The following is a 16,828-nucleotide window of genomic DNA, read 5'->3' as shown; positions in this document are numbered from 1 at the left end:
CCTCGACGAACGGATCGACGAACCGGGGAGGCCGCGTTCCGCGGTTCCGTCGTGGAGATCTTTCCGGGGGACGCCGACCGCCCCGTCCGCTGCGACATCGTCGATGGCCGGGTCGCACGGATACGGACCTTCGATCCGGCAAGCCAGCGCTCGACGGGCGATTGCGACCGGATCACCGTTCATCCGGTGACCGAAATCCCGGCGGCACCGGAGATCGTCGCACGGTTGATCCAAGGGCTGGAGGGTCGCAGGGACCCGATGGCCGCAGGGCTCGCGGAGGAACTCGCCGCCGGACGACGCCCCTACGCCTTCGAGCGCCTGCTCCCCCTGGCCTACGATCGCTTGCCGAGTGTGCTTGAGCTTCTCGCCAACAGTCCGGTCGTCATGGACGAGGGCGTTGGCGACCGGCTGGAGGCGTGGTTCGACGAGTTGGAGGACGCCGACGCATCCGCCATGCACCTCGACCGTGACGCGTGGGAGACAGAGTTGCGGGAGCGCGTGGTTCTGACCCTGGAGCCCGACGGGCAAGCCTCGTCCGGCGAGGCGCCGGCGGTGTCCGAACGCACCCTCCCCCGCCTCGCCGGAGAGCGGATTGCCGCGGGTGAATCCGTAATCATTGCCGCCGCGAACCCCGCCGACGCGGTCAGGATGGCGGAGCGGGTGGCGGCGACGACCGGCCGGCCGGTGCCGGTGCTCGACCGGTGGCCGGTGGATGGCCCCCCCGTGACGCCGGCAGCCCTGGTGCTTCGGGTCGCGGCGGGCTTCACGTTCGACGGCGTGACGGTGCTCGCCCAACGCCCCCGCCCGGAAGGCGGAACCGGCCCGGCCGCCCCGCTGGCACCCGCCGACCTGTCGTGCGACGATCTTGCGGTCCATCTCGACTATGGGATCGGAGCGGTGCGCGGGCTCGACACGGTTGAGGCCGGAGGCCAGCCGGAAGACGTTCTGGTGATGGAGTATGCCCGCGAGAATCGGCTCCTGGTGCCGGCGGCCGACCTCGACCGCGTGTGGCGCTACGGCAGCAGCGACGCCAGGGTGGCGCTCGATGGGCTCAAGGGTGGAAATTGGATCGCCCGCCGTGCGGAGTTGGAGCGCGAGATCGGCCGAACCGCGAAAAGCCTTGTGCGCCAGGCCAAGCGCCGGGCTCGCACGAAAGCCCCCGTGATCGCACCGCCGGCCGGACCGATGCGGCGCATGGCCGCCCGCTTCCCCTACGAGGAGACCGCAGGCCAGCGGCGCGCCATCAGCGCCGTGATGGACGAACTCGCCAGCGGGCGCCCCATGGACCATCTGGTCTGCGCCGACGTCGGCTACGGCAAGACCGAAGTGGCGTTGCGCGCCGCGGCGGCGGTCGCCTTCACCGGCCGGCAGGTTGCCGTTCTTGCTCCGACCAGCGTGCTCGCCCGCCAGCACCTGGAGGTGTTCCGACGGCGGCTGGCCGGCTTGGGCCTGCGCATCGAGCCGTTGACCGGCGGCATGGCGGCGTCGGCCGCAAAAACCGTGCGCGAAGGCCTCGCCGACGGATCGGTGGCGATCGCGGTCGGCACCCATGCCCTCTTGTCGAAGACGGTGCGCTTCGCCGACTTGGCGTTGGTCGTGGTCGACGAGGAGCAGCGCTTCGGCACCGTGCAGAAGCGGGCATTGGCCCGGCTTTCGGCCGGCGTCCACTGTCTGGCGCTCAGCGCCACGCCGGTTCCGCGGACGCTGCAGGGGGCGCTGGCGGGACTGCGCGGAGTCAGCGTCATCGATACCCCTCCGGTGCGGCGGCGCCCGGTGCGCACGCGGGTCGCCCCCTATGACCCTTCGGTTCTCCGGTCCGCCTTGATGCGCGAAAAGGCGCGGGGCGGACAGAGCTTCTGCGTCGCCCCGCGGATCGCCGACCTGCCGGCGCTGGAGGCCGAGGTGCGCGCGCTCGTCCCCGGTCTGTCGATCGCCGTCGCTCACGGCCGCCTCCCCGTTGCCGAACTCAATCAGGTCATGGTCGATGTGGCGGAAGGAACGATCGACGTGCTGGTTTCAACCCCCATCATCGAGACCGGCATCGACATTCCCCGTGCCAACACCATCGTGATCCGCCGCCCCGACCTGTTCGGGCTCGGGCAGCTCCATCAGCTCCGCGGCCGGGTCGGGCGCGGGGGAGCGCAGGCCTACGCCTATCTGCTGACCGATCCGGACACTCCGCTCGGCGAGCGAACCGAGCGGCGGCTGGGCTCGCTTGAGGCGATCGAAAGCCTGGGCGGTGGCTTCGCCCTCAGTTTGCTCGATCTCGACCAGCGCGGGGCGGGCGACCTGCTGGGAACCGATCAGAGCGGCCATCTGCGCTTGGTCGGAACCGAGCTGTACCAGCATCTGCTGGCCCGCGCGCTGGCCGGCTCCGAGATGGACGATGCCCCCGAACTGCGCCTGGGCGTGCCGCAGACCATTCCCGCCACTTACCTTCCGGAGGAGGACTTGCGCATCGGCCTGCACCGCCGCCTCTCGCGTCTGCGCGACGAAACGGCGGCCGAGCCGTTGCGCGAAGAGATCGAGGACCGCTTCGGGCCATTGCCGGAGGAGGTCGAGCTGTTGCTGGCAACCGCCGCGCTCCGCGCGCGCTGCCGACGGCTGGGCGTCGCCGCCTTGGCCGCCGGACCCTCTGGCGTTTCGCTGACCCTGAACGACACACGCTGCCGGGCCGTGCGCGAAGCGGCGCTGGAGCGTCTGTGGACCGGACAGGTGCGTCGGACAGACGACCGCCTCGTCTTTGCGCTGAGCGCCGAAGGACCGTTGGATATCCTGAACAACGCGCGCACCGTGCTCGATCAGCTTCCGCCTGTCGGCACGGCCTGACCGGACAGTCGCTCCACATGGCCACATTGTGGAGCGACACGCGGCGATCCCCGTTATGATGGCCGGGAGTGTCATTCGATGGATGGCCCATGCCGAAGCTTGGCGAGCGGAATGACAACGAGATGTGGCGGATCAAATCTAAGCCCCGGCAAGGCCGGGTTCTTCATGTCCGCTCCGGAATGTCGGCGGAACAGACGCTCGCCCTTCGTGTCGGGCTTGTCATCGTCCTGATCGCCCTGGTCATTGCGGTGTTCTGGTTCGACCGCGATGGACTGAAGGACCAGATCGACGGCCATGTCAGCTTTCCTGACATCCTCTACTTCGCGATGATCACCGTCACCACCGTCGGTTACGGCGACATCGTTCCGGTCAGCCACACCGCGCGGCTGATCGATGCCTTCGCGGTCACGCCCATCCGCATCTTCATCTGGTTCATCTTCCTGGGCACCGCCTACGAATTCGTCGTGCAGCGGATCATCGAGGATTTCCGAATGAGCCGAATTCAGAAGCATCTGCAGGGGCATATCGTGCTGTGCGGCTTCGGGCACAGTGGCTTCATCGCCGCGCAGGAGACGGTCGCCAAGGGACATCCGTGCGAACGGATCGTCGTGATCGTGTAGCGCGCCGTGCGATTTGGCACAAAACGGCACCTGATTTGACACGGAAGTAGTTCCGCTTACCCTTCCTCTGTGATGATTCCCACCGCCTGCTGATAGGCCAGCCACTCGGCGGACGGCTCATCGCCCAGCGTGGGTTCCTGCGGGCAGCCCAGCCGGACGAGCGCGTAGGCGCGGGTCAAGTCAGAGGCATCCCGCACAGTGACAATGGCCGCTTCCCGCTCAGGGTCGAAGTCGTCGGCATTCCCGGTGCGGGCAAGAAGAGCCGTAGACGCCTCGAATGCCTCCACGGCGGCGAGGCGTGCCCGAAGGTGGGCGTTGCGGTCCCGCTGCTGGTCCAGCATGGCGGCCGGCGTGGACGCCACCGGAAAGGCATCATCCAGGCACCGGGGCTGTCCGTCCACGAGCTGCCAACGGAGCAGATACCGGCCGGCTCCGTAGGTATCGATCATATCGTCACTGCGCATAGGTGGCCTCCGCCGGTCCACGATAAACGGTAACGGCACCTTCCCAAGCAATGGTGGCCGCAGCCTTGCCAATGACGCGAACCCCAATGGTCTGGCTGGCGCTGTCAGAGACAAAGGTGCAATCGCACGAAGAGGTGGTCTCGCTGTCGGGGGAAACTGGCAAGACTGAACCACGGAAGGTGACGTCACCTCCGGCGTCGCGGTACCAGTCCACACGCCGATGATATGTCAGGTCGTCCGATGCGGAGGCGCCAGAACTGCGCCCCTTCATCAGAATGATGGCGGTGCCAGTCTCCCGTTCGCCAACGAAAATGCGCGGGCCGATCATAGTTGGAGTGGCATCAATCGTCCGCCCAACGACCGTCCATGGCCGCGCAACCGGCCGCGGGCCGCCGGCCAGAAGCGCCTCCTTGCCGCCCAGCGCGTCGATCAGCGCGGCCGACTGCGCCGCTGTCCCGAGCAGCAGCATGCCGCCACCGAGTGAGCCCGCCTTGTGGGAGTTGCTGGTGGTGCTGGTGATGTTCGCCGACGAATGGAAGGCGGTCCGCGCAAATCCACGGAAGACGTTGCTCCCCGCCGCCGTGCAGGCCAACAGTCGGTCGGAGAGGGGGCAGCGGGACAACGCCGTGATGCCGGCGGCGCCGGCCAGGAAGATCGGCATGCCGGCCAGCACCGGGCGCATGTCGGCGGCGGAGCGCCGGATTTGCGCGGGAGACATTTCCGATGCGCTGACCCGCAGCATGGAGATAGCGCAGCTCGTCGCCGGGTTGGCGCCCTGTTGGTCCAGGCCGACGCGGAGGGTGGCAGCCGCGTTGTCCAGGGAGCCCAGAGAGCCGAGCGCCGCCGTGGCGGCCAGTTCGCCGTCCACCCAGATTTCCAGCCGGGCCAGTGACCGGCTGATCACCGGGACAACTTCGCGGCGGGTGCCGTCACGATAGGTCGCAGACGTGATGGCTGTGGCGGTGTTGGTGCCATCGGATGCGACCAGTTGGAGTGAGCCGCCGGCCGTCAGCAACAGCCGCCAGCGGGCGCCCGAGGGCGTGCTATCGCGGGAGACCAGCGTTTCGGCACCGGCCCCCTCACCCGCGCGAAAGACGATAGGCATGGACAGCGGCCCAGAGCCCACATTAAGGCGTGCGCTGAACGGCTGCTCCAGCCAAGCCGTCGTTGACCAGCCGCTCCACTCCACCATGCCGCCCGCCGCTACGGCTGTGCGCATCAGCGGCGTGGTGCCCATCACCGTAAGCGGCACCGCGTTGTAAGAGCGGTCGGCGGAGCAGGGTCGAACCGAGATGTTGTCAAACTCGGCATACTGGCCCGCGCTGCCGGCAACCGGCCGGACTTGAAGCTGTACGGTGGTCACCGCCGCCGCCGCCGTGACCTGCCAGCTCTGGGCAAAATCGATGGTAGAGGTTGCCGTGCGGTCTACCGGCGCCCCCTCAACGCCCCAGCACCGGACCACTCCGGACCCCGCCGTCCCCTTGTTAGCGTTAGCGGCCACCGCGTAGGTCTGTCCCACCACCGCAGGGAGGTTTTGCTCGGCGATCACCCAGGCGTCGCTCGCGGAGGCGACGCGCATTTTGCCCGCGACAACCGATATGGAGGCAGCGGTCCCTTGCGCCCAATTTGCGATGCCGAGGTCGAAGCCGCCGTTAATGATCATATCCAGGCCGGTGACGCTTCCCGTCATGAAGTCGCAGAGCGCAGCCAACCGCACGTCGCCCTGCATCCAGCCGGTGTTTGAGACGGTTGAGATGTTGGCGACCATCCCGTTGGCCGGATTGGCTTCGTCTTCCGCAAGCAGGGAAACGCCCGTACTCGTACCCAGAGCGCCGGGCGCGACCGCTGTCGCCGTGCCGCCAATGTGCGCTAGCAGCCGCGGGCCGGCACCGTTGTTGTAGTAGCCCTGCCGCCACGCAGCGCGGTCCACGCTGGCGTACGGCAAAGGCCCAACCTCGAAACGCTGGTCGGAGCCCGCAAGAAACGCGCAGAGACGGCCCGCGCCAAAAAAGGCGGCCCCCGTGTAAGCCCCGCCAGTAATGCTCACCACCATCCCGGTTGGGTGGATCACCGACACGCTGCCCGAGGTCGTCACCGCGACGGTGGGGATCGGCATTCCGGCGGTATCCAAAGGAGCGCCGGGATAGACGTGAGCGCGCACGCAGTTAATGCCCGTTGCGGGCAGCGCGGCAGCGGCATTGACCGGACCCTCGCTCAGCACGGCGTTGCGCTGGGCGATGGTGCCGAGCCTCCGCCTGCGACCACCATTGTCGTACCGCTCGCACCAGTCGCCGGTCAGGCTAATGATGTGCAGTCCCATGCCGGTGCCGACGTAAATATAGCCGTTGCGGGCTGTGATGGAGGTGATTGGAAGGGTGGAGCCGCAGGAGATCAGCCCATTTCCGGCTGCATTCGTGCTTGCCCACAGGCGAGGCGCGCCGGTCACCGGGTCCAGATCCAGCAGATCGAAAATGAGGATGCGGGTCTGGAGCGCGATGATGCCTGCGACCATCGGGAAGTCTCGCTTCACGCCGCGGTAAGACCCCTGCGCCTCGCCCCAGTAGGACAGCGCGGAGCAGCGGCCGGGCTCGTTCCACCGGCTACCGTCCGGCAAGCGGTCGTCCAGGCGGGTATCGTAGACAATGAGATCCACGATGTCCGGCCCGGTCACGAGCGACTTGTCAACCGCCGGGAAGGCGAGCGCAGACGTGCTGCCAGCGGTGATCTGCGCCACCAAGTCCTGGCAGCGCCGGTAGATCTCGGCGACGGCGGACCGCTCGGTCACGAAGTTGATGCTGTTGAAGAGCGCGGCCATGGCGTTCCAGATCGTCACGCCATCCTTTCCGGACCGCACCCAGTTTGCCAACGTCCCGCCCTTGCCGGTATGCCCGTAAGGGTTTGTCTCCGGGTGATAGCGTCCATTGTTGTAGCGGGACTGCGCGTAGATGCCCGGCGGAAACAGGTAGACATTGGCCGGCCATGCCAGCCAGTCGTCGGGATACAGGCCGCCCGCGAACTTGCGCTCATCCTCGAACTCCAGATCCGCGGGATCGAGCGGCGGCTGGATCACCGGCACCCGTCCAGAGGTCCACAGCAGCTCGCTGCGCGCCGTATCGGCGTAGAAGCGCAGCTCGTGCGTGTCCACCTGATCGAGGTTCGTGTCATACAGCGCCGCGAAGCTGACTAACTCCGGATCGTTCCAGGTCCCACGCAGCGGCACTGGTGCCCCCTCCACCCCCGGCGCAGCCGACCGTGCCCTCACCCCATCTGGCTCGCGGATCAGGTCCACCGAGGCGGCAGGCATCCATCCGGCTGGGTCGAGCGTGGCCTTCAGCGCGGCGTTCTTCCCAGCGATCATCGCCTCGTGCGCCATCAGGCGGCCCCCCCCAGGATCACCCACACCGCGTTGTCCTCGCCGCTCAGATCCACCTTCACCTCGGCGATGCGGCCCAGCCGCCCAGCCGCCCCAACGTCGGGATGCTCCGCGTCGATCACGGTGACGATTTGGCCGATGTGTTCGGTCGGCAGCCGCTTCAGCGGCAACTTGTGCCGGGCGGGCGGGTCCCACCCATCGTTCCTGCGCTCGACGGCTTCGGCCGCCGCCGCCGCGCTGGTTGACAGCCGGGTGTCAACCGGCTCTTCCCGCGGGATCGGGCACGCCGCCACGAGGTCCGGATCGTCCGGCGACACCTCTTCCAGCCACTCGGCCATCAGGGCCGCGCGATCCTCCGGTGACACCTCCGTCACCATGTCGTTTGCGGACAGCACCTTGTCGTTGCGGGCGTAGCGGACGCGCACGGTGCGCGGCGGAATGCCAGACACGCGGTCTTCCGTCACCGTCGTGATGAAATCGACACCAGCCCGCAGCATGGCCGATGGCGGTTCGTCCGTCGGGCGGCCACCGCGGGCAAAGGTCAGCGCGCCCATGGGGTTGAGGTACCAATGGACGCGCACGGACCGGGTCAGATCACCGGTCCGGCGTTGCGCCGCCCGCAGCGCTCAATGGCCTTGATGCCCTCCTTGAGTTCGCGGACGTACCCGCCGCAGGAGCGGTGGAGGAAGTCCAGCATGCAGTCGGCCACGGGGACCTCGGCCAAGCCGCTCACCAGGGCGGCGGTGTCATCGGGGGAGAGCGGGCGGAATTCGCAGAACTGGCCGACGCGGGAGCCGATCTGACGGTAGCGCGTCAGGCTGGAGCGCACCCGGTCCATGCCGACCAGAACGAAGGGGATTTCCAGCATGTCGGAGAGGTCGCGCAGCGTCTCCAGCGCGTCGGTGCGGCGGGCGATGTGGTCGATCTCGTCCACCACCACGGCGAACAGGGCGCCCTCCTGCGTCGCCAGCCGGGACCGGGCAGCCAGCGCCTCCAGGGATTGCCGGTACATCTGTTCGAAGGTGCGCAGCGGTGCGACCGAGAGTTCGCCCAGCAATTCGCGCAGCATCCAGGACGGGGTCCAGCCCTGTTTGGCCCGCAGGAAGGCCATGCCTTGCTGGGTGGCCCACCACTGAACGGTTTCCGTCTTGCCCAGGCCGGGCGAGCCGTCCACCACCATCAGGCAGGCTTCCTCGGCGCCGCGGTCCTGCAAGGCGGCGAACTTCGCCAGGAAGCGGGTGGTGTTGGAGGTCTTGACGTAGAGGTTACGCATCGGTCGTGATCCGTTTCGGGGTGGCGGCGATGGCGGCCAGCGCGGCGATGTCCACGCCTTCGGCCTCCATCAGCATGCGGAAGGAGTTCCGGCGGAGTTGGTCCGCCAGATGCTTGCGGTCGTCGGCGGTGGCCGCCTCCGGGTGGGCGACGAGCCAACGTGCCCAGGACTGGTCATCGGCGAAGCGGGGGCGTTCGTCCGAAGGCGGGGCCGGAACCGTTGGGGGCGGCGGCTCGATGGCGGCGTAGAACGTTTCGGCCGCCGCGATCTCGTCGGGAGTGAGGACCGTTTCGGCGGTGAGGTCGAGAACGGAGCCGGAGCCGGCGGCTTCAACGCGGATGTCGTCGATCTGCCGCTGTTTGCGCTTGATCTGGCCGTCCGCCCGCTTTTGGCGGGCATGCTCCACCTTGGAGGCGGGCATGTAGGGCGTGAGGTTGCCGTCGCGCTGTGCGACGCAGATCAGGCGGCCTTCCAGTGTCCGCACCCAGACCTTCGAACCGTCGTGGATGTCGTAGCCGACCAGCACGCTGTCGCCGTGGAAGGGCTCCAGATCCTTGTGGAAGTAGCGCCCCCAAGGAAGCTGCACTTCGGCACGCCACGTCCGGTGGCGCTCGTACGGCCGGAACAGATCGTCCGCCTCGGCAGCCGATACCGTCATCGGCTGCCAACCCTTGTCTCGCCAGGACTGGAGGCATTCCGCCGGGCTCATGTGGCGGAGGGTGCCCTTTTGCGGATCCCGGATCTTCGGCAGGGCGCGGTGGGGGCGGTTGTTGTACGCCGCGACCTCTTCCGTCAGGAAGGTATGAAAGTCCTGCCAGGACATCAGGTAGCGGGACGCGCCAGCCTCCTTGATGTCGCGCTCGATCAGCTTTTCGATGCGCTTGGCCGCCTCGCGGTCCATGTCGCGACCGGTGTAGGTCGGCAGCTTCTTCGCCGACCGCCGCCACAGTGATTGGTTGGAGCGCTCGATCAAGCCACGCGCCTGGGCGCGCCCCGGTTCCGCCTTTTCGTGCAGGCAGCCCAGGCGGGCGTAGTAGCCGGTCAGTTCGTCCGACACGACGTCGTTGACGAAGCCGCTGCCGTTGTCGGTGTAGAGGATGGCGAACAGGCCGAGGGCGCTGACGCCGTGGCGGAGGGCATCCATCACCACGTCCGTGCTTTCCGCCCGGCCGGCTGACCAGCCGAAGGCGTAGCGGGTGGCGGCGTCGATCACCGCCATCACCTCGGGCTGCATCGGCTTGCCCGTGATGGGGTGAGCGACCTTGGCTCGGAAGGTGTGGCCGTCAGCCACCGCCACATCGAGCGGTTCCAGGCACGAGGTGTCACGGCGGCGGAACGCCTTCAGTGCCAACAGTGCACGCGGGCCGAGCCGTCCTTTGTGCCGCACCTGGGGCGCCACCTTGTCCAGCCAGCGGCGTGCCGTGGAGGCGTTGGGTGCCGAGACGCCGGGAGGGAGGTGTTTCGGCAGATCCTCCAGGACAGCCTGAAGGGAGCGCTTCGTCGGCGTCTGGGTCAGCTTGAGCAGCGGCGCCAGCCATGCGGGCACGGGCGCCGGCCTGTTAGGGTCTCTGGGGACAAGCCCGGCAATGCCGCTTTCAGCCCGGTCCCCATACCAGCGGTAGAGGGTCCGGCGCGACAGGGTGCGGGCGCCGTTCTTACCGGCCTTGCCGTTCGCAACCGGCACCAGGGACCGGAGCGTCGGGGCAAGGTCGCCGGTGCGGGCGCCTTCCACGATCAGGTCGATGGCTCGACCCGGTGCCCGATGCCCGGCAAGCGCCTGGAGCCGGTCCACCTCCTGAAGGAGGGCGGCGCGGGCGTCGCGGGTGCGACGCTGCCAATCGGCAATCTGGGTCGGATCGGGGGTGGAGATAAGGGAAGGGAGGGGAACCGTTTCCGCAGGAATGGGCAAGGATGCGGTGGGCTCATCAGCAATTTCGAGCACCTCGCAAATCTGTGGGACGCGCCGTTTGATCGCATCCAACAGCGCCTTCCGTAGCGGTTCGGGCCATGACGCAATGGGATACTCCCGGCCTCCACCCCGCCCTTCGCGGGGCCGGGACGGCCAGCCTTCGCGCTTGAGGCGCCGGATCGTGCCGGACACACTTTCAGCAGGAACAGGCAACACTCCGCCGAGGCCGGCTATTTCGGCGGCGGTGAGAGCATCACGCATAGCGACCCACCATCCGCGCGAGGCGGCGCTTTGTGGCTTGAGCTTGGGCCGCGATCCGGTCCTGTTCGGCCATCTTCGCGGCGATCACGTCCTGACCGATCAGCACCATGGCACCAATCAACTCGGCCATCTGCGTGTAGAGGTCATAGCAACCAGTGGCTTCCGTGAAGGCCGGCAGCCATTGAAGGGGAAAGCGGTGGCCTTGGTGGCTCTCGGCCGTCATAGCGTTCAGCATGTCCTTGCTGATCCGTTCCCCGGTCAGCTCCGACATACGGGTTGCAACGTCATCCCGGCTGCGCCCCCGTTCCAACCGCGCCTGATCCAGGCCGTAGGCAACCAAACCGGCCACGCGGGTCGCGCAGCCCAGGCTACCCGGCAGAGCGGCGGGCGTTCGGGGAAGCGGGGAGTAGGCGTCCGGGAGCATGCTGAACTGCGCTGGGTGTGGGCTGGTGGGAGTGGGACGGCGGCGGCTCATGTCTGCACGGCCTCCTGACCTTTGCCATTGCGGGCTGAGGGGGGCGTGGTACGTTTGCGCTTGGGACGCTGGCGGCAGCCGGCGGCGTCATAGCGCTCGGGAAAGAGGTTCTGGACGGGCAGGTGGAGCTTCTCGGCAACCGCCCTCTCCAGACGCTCGGACGATCCGCTTACGATGGCGTCGCTGACTGCGGCTTTCGTCACCTCCAGTTCGGCGGCGATGGCCGTCAGACTGGAACCGGCTACACGCAGCCGGAACACGATCCATGGCCCGCGTACGCGGGCTTTTTTCGGGATGTCTGAGCTTGACGGGTAAAGTTCCATGAACCGAGTTAAGCCTATTTCGGCTTTGTCATCAAGCCAAAATCTGCCGTCAAAGTTCGGCAGGCGCCGCTATTTGCCAAAATTTTCTGATTTGCCTAGCTTTTCAATGAGTTGGGCGAAGTTTGACCGGTCACTGTTCATCGCGGCCCGTGGTCAGAGTTCCGGCAATGAACTCTGACCACGCAGCCCTAGCCGACAGGCTGAAAATTTTGGCTCAATCCGCGGGCGGCACCGCTGCTTTAGCCAGGGCTTGCGATATGCCCCAACGGACAATGGCTAACTATACGGACGGCAAATCAGAGCCTCGTGCATCTGATGCCGTTAAAATAGCCCGTGTAGCTGGTGTTCGATTGGAATGGCTCTTAACGGGCGAGGGGGCAGTACGCGCTGACGAGCCCGGCAGTGGCGTTGTGCCTTTTCCAATTACCCCATGGAAGGAAACCGCCTCGGCGTTGAACCGCAACCTGTTGGAGCAGGTGATAGCTCAGGTGGAGGAATGGCTGGAGAACAACGGCCGCGTGCTTCCTCCGCACCAAAAGTCCGCTGTATTTACAGAACTTTATGAAATGGCAATGGAAGATTGTAACGAGGGGGAAGCAACGTCTGATCCAAAGAAAGTTGGACGCATCCTCCGCCTTATGACGGGATAACGAGGTTTCATGATGTCGGTGGGCAGTGGCAAGGATGATCGCGTGGAACGGGTGTTCAACATGCTCAAGAATGCTCCCGCCGCGCCGCAGGCCAACGGGGCAACTTCGGTTGATCGGTCCGTCAATGTAAGAACGGGTAGCCACAGCAATGTGACGATTATTCAGGGCAAAAAGATCGTCGAGCGGATGGAAGTGGTGGTTCGTCCAGGCAATGACCACATCACCGATGCCCAAGCTGGCCGTATTCAGGAGCTGGTAGGAATCATCGCTGGTCGCGGACGGCGCTCATTTGGCAGCGTCTATGGTGAGCTGTTCAGGCACCTTGGCGGCGGGCATCGCCTTGTTCCGAGCTATCGTCTCATCCCCAAAGAAATGTTCGCCAAGGCCGAGGCATTTCTCACAGATTGGCAGGATAATCTCGGAAAATCTCAGCGACGCCGTTGAGTAAAATGATGATACAACAAAAAACTTCATGATCTGTTAGGAGATATAAGATGGACGCTTCCGGTCCGGTTTTTGTGTTCTGGTTGCTAAGCTTGTTTGTTTATTTTGCTCCATCCATTGTCGCCTTCAATCGCTCACATGTGAGCAAAGGCGGCATTGTGGTCATAAATCTGTTCTTAGGATGGACGTTCATCGGGTGGGTAATTGCTTTGGCCTGGGCGTTCTCAGGCAGACACGGGAAGTGAGCATAAAGCGGTAAAAGTGTGCCAAAATCCCCGGCGATTTCGCTCGCTTCTACCCATTTTGTGCCAAATCGGCAACCGCGGCCCAGACCACAAAACCATCAAATAAATCAACGCTCTGGGCCAATTTTTGATACCCCCTGAAGCGTGCCATTCCGGTTACCTCCCCACAATCGACCAATCGGAGGAACGCATCCGGCTGGCGGCCGAGGCGGGGTTCATCGGGTTGCTCGGCGACGCCACCAGCGAAGAGATACTGACCCGGGCCTGCGTGGGAAGCGCCAAGGCGGTGATCGTCAGCTCGGGCCGGGACGACACCACCATTCTGGTGATCCTGACCGTCCGCCATCTGTCCGCCGGCACCAAAATCGTGGGCAACATCAAGCAGGAGGAGAACATCAAACTGGCCAAGCTGAGCGGCGCCGACTTGGTGGTGTCGCCGCCCAGGATCGGTGGCTATCTCATGGCCGATGCCGTGGAAACCAGCCATGACACGCCATTCCTGTGCGACCTCATGTCGGTGGGTGGCCAAATGGTGCTGACGGAGCGCCCGGCGGCCCAGGACGAAATCGGCAAGACCATGGCAATGGCGACCGCCGGCGTGGTTGTGCAGATCCACAGCAATGGCCGCGCCATTCCCTTCACGGAGCGTCACCGCCATATCATCCAGCCCGGAGACCTGCTGCTTGTCATCAGTTCGGCGCACGGTGACGGCAAGGCGGAAGGCCAATGACCGCTCGTGGTTTTCGATGACAGGACCGCGTTGCCGAAGCCCTGTGCGAACTCGAAGCGTGCAGCCCAGTCCTCCAAATGGCGAACCGGAACTTGCTCATCACGACATCGGGCGGAAGCTGTCCCATTTTTTCACGAGCGACGGCCCCCACGTCCAAACCCACAACCGCTTTTCCGGCGTCACCAGCAGGCGGGGCACGTCCCGTAACCCCAACGGCACGATATTTTGCGCCGCCGTAGGCCCACCCGGCCCCGTGAAGTGCCTTTAGCAAAAACCCGCATGTCCAGCGTTGCCGCGCCCATGGCGGCCTGATGGGCTGACCGTTTCACGACCGTCAAATAACCGGCAAGGTGGCGGTGCCATTCATGCCCCCTTCGCAGGCGGAGCGGCCAAGTCGGCAATCGAAAGTTTTCATTAAGCGCTTTATGGTTGTTTCATGCCGCTCAGCACTCGCAAATCAATGCCGTCGATCCAAGACAATCCGGCCCGGCCCACCGCCCGGATGCGGCCGCTGCATTGTGTTCTGCATTGCCACCGCACCACCTGCCGTTCGGAATTTATGACCGGAGGCAATCATGCCTTTCGGTCGACTTCCAGGCTCTGACCCGGTGTCGTACTCTGTGGCACCGCTTCCCTTCCGTTGCGATGGTCCCATGTCCAGGCGCATCAGCCAGAGCATCTCCCTCACCCCGGAACTCGACCGCTTCGTCCAGACTCTGGTGGCGTCCGGCCGTTACCAGACGGCCAGCGAGGTGGTGCGGGACGGGTTGCGCCTGCTTCAGGAGCGTGTTGCGCTGCCGCCGTCGTCGCTTGCCCAGCCTCCTGCCCCAAGCAGCGGCCATGATCCCTGACGCCACCGGTTCGGAGCTGGATTGGCCCAGTGGAGGCGGGGCCATGGGAGCGCTGATCCGTGCCCATGACTGGGCCGCGACGCCCCTCGGACCAAAGGCGAACTGGCCGCTGTCCTTGCGGGTTGTCGTCGACCTGATTCTCGCCTCCCCACTTGGCATGATTGTTCTCTGGGGACCCGACCTCATCCAGATCTACAACGATTGCTACGCCGAAATCACCGCCGGCAAGCATCCCCGCGCCCTCGGCCAACCCACCCGCGAGTGTTGGCCCGAGGTTTGGGACTTCAACGGGCCGATCTACGAGGCCGTGCTCCGCGGTGAATCCCGTGGGTTCGACGACCAGAAACTGATCCTCGAGCGCAACGGAGCCCCGGAGGAAACCTGGTTCGACCTCACCTACAGTCCGGTCCGCAACGATGCCGGAACCATCGCGGGCGTCCTGGTGACGGTGCATGAGGTGACCAGCCGCAAGCGGACCGAACTCGCCTTGCGCGACAGCGAGAGCCGCTTCCGCGCCCTGGTGGAGGCCTCCTCCTACGCCATCTACCGCATGAACGTCGACTGGACGGAACTGCGGCAGCTCGACGGGCATGGCTTCCTCACCGACACGACGGACGGCAACAAGGCGTGGCTCGAGGAGTACATCCATCCGGACGATCAACCCCAGCTTCTTGACGCCGTACGGGAAGCCATCCGGACCAAGAGCGCCTTTGATCTGGAGCACCGGGTCCGGCAGGCCGACGGATCACTGGGATGGACGCATTCGCGAGCGGTGCCGATCCTGGATGCGGATGGTGAGGTCTGCGAGTGGTTTGGCACCGCCAGCAACATCACCTCCCGCCGGAGAACCGACGAGGCCCTGCGCGAGAGCGAGGCGCGGTTTCGGCTGATGGCGGACGCCGTGCCGCAGATCGTCTGGATCACCGACGCTGAGGGACAGGTGGAATTCTTCAACCGCCAGTGGACCGACTATACGGGTGTCGCTTACGAACCCCGGACGGCACCAACCACGGTATCGGACGTCATCGCCAACTTCACCCATCCGGACGATGCGGCGCTGACAGCGGACCGCTTTCAAGAGGCGCAGCGGGCGGGCAGCCTCTTCCTCGTCGAGCATCGTCTCCGTTCGAAGACGGGGGAGTACCGTTGGTTCCTGGTCCGGGGTCTGCCTTACCGCGACCCACACAGCGGCGCGATCACCCGCTGGTTCGGCACCTCGACCGACATCCACGACCACAAGCACGCTGAAGCCCTGCTGCAGCAGGCACGCGACACGGCTGAGGCGGCGAGCCGGGAGAAGTCGAACTTTCTCGCTTCGGTCAGCCATGATCTGCGCCAGCCGGTGCAGGCTGCCAACCTGTTTCTCGAGCTTCTGCGGCGGCAACCACTCGACGCGAAGGCGCGCGAACTCCTGAAGCCGCTGTCGGACAGCATGACCAGCCTGACGGGCATGCTGAGCGGGCTGCTGGAGGTGGCGCGGCTCGACGCCGGCCTGCTCACGGCGCAGGAGCGGGTCTTCGACCTCGACGAGTTGCTGAAGCGTCTTTACGGCGAGTTCCAGGGACCGGCGCGCGAGGCGAAACTGTGGTTGCACATCCCACCGGCGGCCGGATCGGTCCGGTCCGACCCCCTGCTGGTGGAACTGGTGCTGCGCAACCTGATTTCCAACGCCGTCAAATACACCGAACAGGGCGGCGTCACGGTGGAGACGCGGGTCGAGAAGGACCGGCTGGCGATCGACGTGACCGATACCGGGCGGGGCATCGCCCCGGAAGAGATGGAGCGTATCTTCGATCCCTACTACCAGATCGGAAACGCGACCCGTGAGCATGCGCGCGGCTTCGGCATCGGCCTCGCCACCGTGCAGCGGGTCGCCGATCTGCTGGCGGCCCGGGTGTCGGTCCGCTCCCAACCCGGTAAAGGGTCCACCTTCAGCCTGACGCTTCCGTTGGCAAAGGACGAAGCGCAGATGCCCGCTGCTGGAGGGGAGGCGCTCTGCGGGACGTTGCGGGGCCGGACGGCCCTGGTGGTGGACGATGAACCAATGGTGCTGAAAGCGTTGGAGGTCACACTGGGGAGCTGGGGCGTGTCCGTGCACACCGCCCGCACGCTGGCGCAGGCCCGGACCATGCTGAATGAGTTTGAGACTCCACCGGACATCCTGATCGCCGATCACTCCCTGGGTGCGGGAGAGACCGGCGTGGTCATCATCAGCGAAGCCCGCCGACGCGGCACGCCGGTCACGGTTCTGGTGACCGGCGACACCTCGGCTGAACGGCTGGCCGAGGCCGGGCGGACCGGCATTCGCATGCTGCACAAGCCAATCGATCCCGCCAGACTGGAGGCCTTGCTCGAAGAAGGGCTACGGGGAAGATAAGTGC

Annotated in this window: 15 protein-coding genes and 1 pseudogene; 9 read left to right on the top strand and 7 right to left on the bottom strand. The window is 65.8% G+C overall.

Going from position 1 to position 16,828, the window contains the following annotated elements:
• Positions 1-51 precede the first annotated feature (51 nt).
• From ACWPN7_RS28870 to ACWPN7_RS28860, 3 genes and pseudogenes are all read left to right on the top strand, one after another.
• Positions 52-135: pseudogene (locus tag ACWPN7_RS28870) on the top strand (hypothetical protein); the annotation flags it as partial.
• Between the two features lie 123 nt (positions 136-258).
• Positions 259-2,829 carry a DEAD/DEAH box helicase gene (locus tag ACWPN7_RS28865; RefSeq protein WP_492273740.1) on the top strand — a complete coding sequence of 857 codons (2,571 nt, stop codon included), beginning with the start codon at positions 259-261 and terminating at the stop codon, positions 2,827-2,829.
• A gap of 89 nt (positions 2,830-2,918) precedes the next feature.
• The gene (locus ACWPN7_RS28860) at positions 2,919-3,449 is read left to right on the top strand and encodes an ion channel (protein WP_459197438.1); all 531 of its coding nucleotides are present in this window, start codon (positions 2,919-2,921) and stop codon (positions 3,447-3,449) included.
• A gap of 56 nt (positions 3,450-3,505) precedes the next feature.
• Here ACWPN7_RS28860 and ACWPN7_RS28855 read toward each other — a convergent pair whose 3' ends face one another.
• From ACWPN7_RS28855 to ACWPN7_RS28825, 7 genes are read right to left on the bottom strand one after another with little or no spacing between them, the layout of a single operon-like run.
• Entirely contained in the window at positions 3,506-3,913 is a 408-nt protein-coding gene (locus ACWPN7_RS28855) for a hypothetical protein (RefSeq protein ID WP_201041862.1), read from the bottom strand.
• A complete protein-coding gene (locus tag ACWPN7_RS28850; RefSeq protein ID WP_492273542.1) occupies positions 3,903-7,286 on the bottom strand; it encodes a hypothetical protein in 3,384 nt (1,127 codons plus the stop codon). The genes ACWPN7_RS28855 and ACWPN7_RS28850 overlap by 11 nt, the downstream gene beginning before the upstream one ends.
• The gene (locus ACWPN7_RS28845; protein ID WP_459197440.1) at positions 7,286-7,867 is read right to left on the bottom strand and encodes a hypothetical protein; all 582 of its coding nucleotides are present in this window, start codon (positions 7,865-7,867) and stop codon (positions 7,286-7,288) included. Before ACWPN7_RS28845 ends, ACWPN7_RS28850 begins: the two co-directional genes overlap by 1 nt.
• A gap of 8 nt (positions 7,868-7,875) precedes the next feature.
• The gene (locus ACWPN7_RS28840) at positions 7,876-8,559 is read right to left on the bottom strand and encodes an AAA family ATPase (protein ID WP_459197441.1); all 684 of its coding nucleotides are present in this window, start codon (positions 8,557-8,559) and stop codon (positions 7,876-7,878) included.
• Positions 8,552-10,729 carry a Mu transposase C-terminal domain-containing protein gene (locus tag ACWPN7_RS28835; protein ID WP_407825464.1) on the bottom strand — a complete coding sequence of 726 codons (2,178 nt, stop codon included), beginning with the start codon at positions 10,727-10,729 and terminating at the stop codon, positions 8,552-8,554. The genes ACWPN7_RS28840 and ACWPN7_RS28835 overlap by 8 nt, the downstream gene beginning before the upstream one ends.
• Positions 10,722-11,204, bottom strand: a complete 483-nt coding sequence (locus tag ACWPN7_RS28830; RefSeq protein WP_407825465.1) for a hypothetical protein — start codon at positions 11,202-11,204, stop codon at positions 10,722-10,724. Before ACWPN7_RS28830 ends, ACWPN7_RS28835 begins: the two co-directional genes overlap by 8 nt.
• Positions 11,201-11,527 (bottom strand): helix-turn-helix domain-containing protein, encoded by a 327-nt coding sequence (locus tag ACWPN7_RS28825; RefSeq protein ID WP_459197442.1) that lies wholly within the window; start codon positions 11,525-11,527, stop codon positions 11,201-11,203. The genes ACWPN7_RS28830 and ACWPN7_RS28825 overlap by 4 nt, the downstream gene beginning before the upstream one ends.
• A 167-nt stretch (positions 11,528-11,694) precedes the next feature.
• On the opposite strand from ACWPN7_RS28825, the gene ACWPN7_RS28820 reads away from it, so the two are divergent.
• The 6 genes from ACWPN7_RS28820 (at position 11,695) to ACWPN7_RS28795 (ending at position 16,824) form a co-directional block, all read left to right on the top strand.
• A complete protein-coding gene (locus tag ACWPN7_RS28820) occupies positions 11,695-12,177 on the top strand; it encodes a helix-turn-helix domain-containing protein (RefSeq protein WP_201041777.1) in 483 nt (160 codons plus the stop codon).
• A 9-nt stretch (positions 12,178-12,186) separates the two neighbouring features.
• Complete coding sequence (locus ACWPN7_RS28815) at positions 12,187-12,621, top strand: hypothetical protein (RefSeq protein WP_201041776.1); 435 nt, start codon at positions 12,187-12,189, stop codon at positions 12,619-12,621.
• Between the two features lie 50 nt (positions 12,622-12,671).
• Positions 12,672-12,866, top strand: coding sequence for a superinfection immunity protein (locus ACWPN7_RS28810; RefSeq protein ID WP_201041775.1), 195 nt, complete (start codon positions 12,672-12,674; stop codon positions 12,864-12,866).
• Positions 12,867-12,993: 127 nt separating this feature from the next.
• Complete coding sequence (locus ACWPN7_RS28805) at positions 12,994-13,596, top strand: potassium channel family protein (protein WP_459197443.1); 603 nt, start codon at positions 12,994-12,996, stop codon at positions 13,594-13,596.
• Between the two features lie 653 nt (positions 13,597-14,249).
• The gene (locus ACWPN7_RS28800; protein ID WP_200476037.1) at positions 14,250-14,447 is read left to right on the top strand and encodes a type II toxin-antitoxin system ParD family antitoxin; all 198 of its coding nucleotides are present in this window, start codon (positions 14,250-14,252) and stop codon (positions 14,445-14,447) included.
• 43 nt (positions 14,448-14,490) lie between these two features.
• A complete protein-coding gene (locus tag ACWPN7_RS28795; RefSeq protein ID WP_149650730.1) occupies positions 14,491-16,824 on the top strand; it encodes a PAS domain-containing protein in 2,334 nt (777 codons plus the stop codon).
• Positions 16,825-16,828: the final 4 nt, after the last annotated feature.

This window comes from Azospirillum sp. UENF 312511 (assembly GCF_058780635.1).
This window is presented reverse-complemented; position numbering and strand designations above follow the sequence as displayed.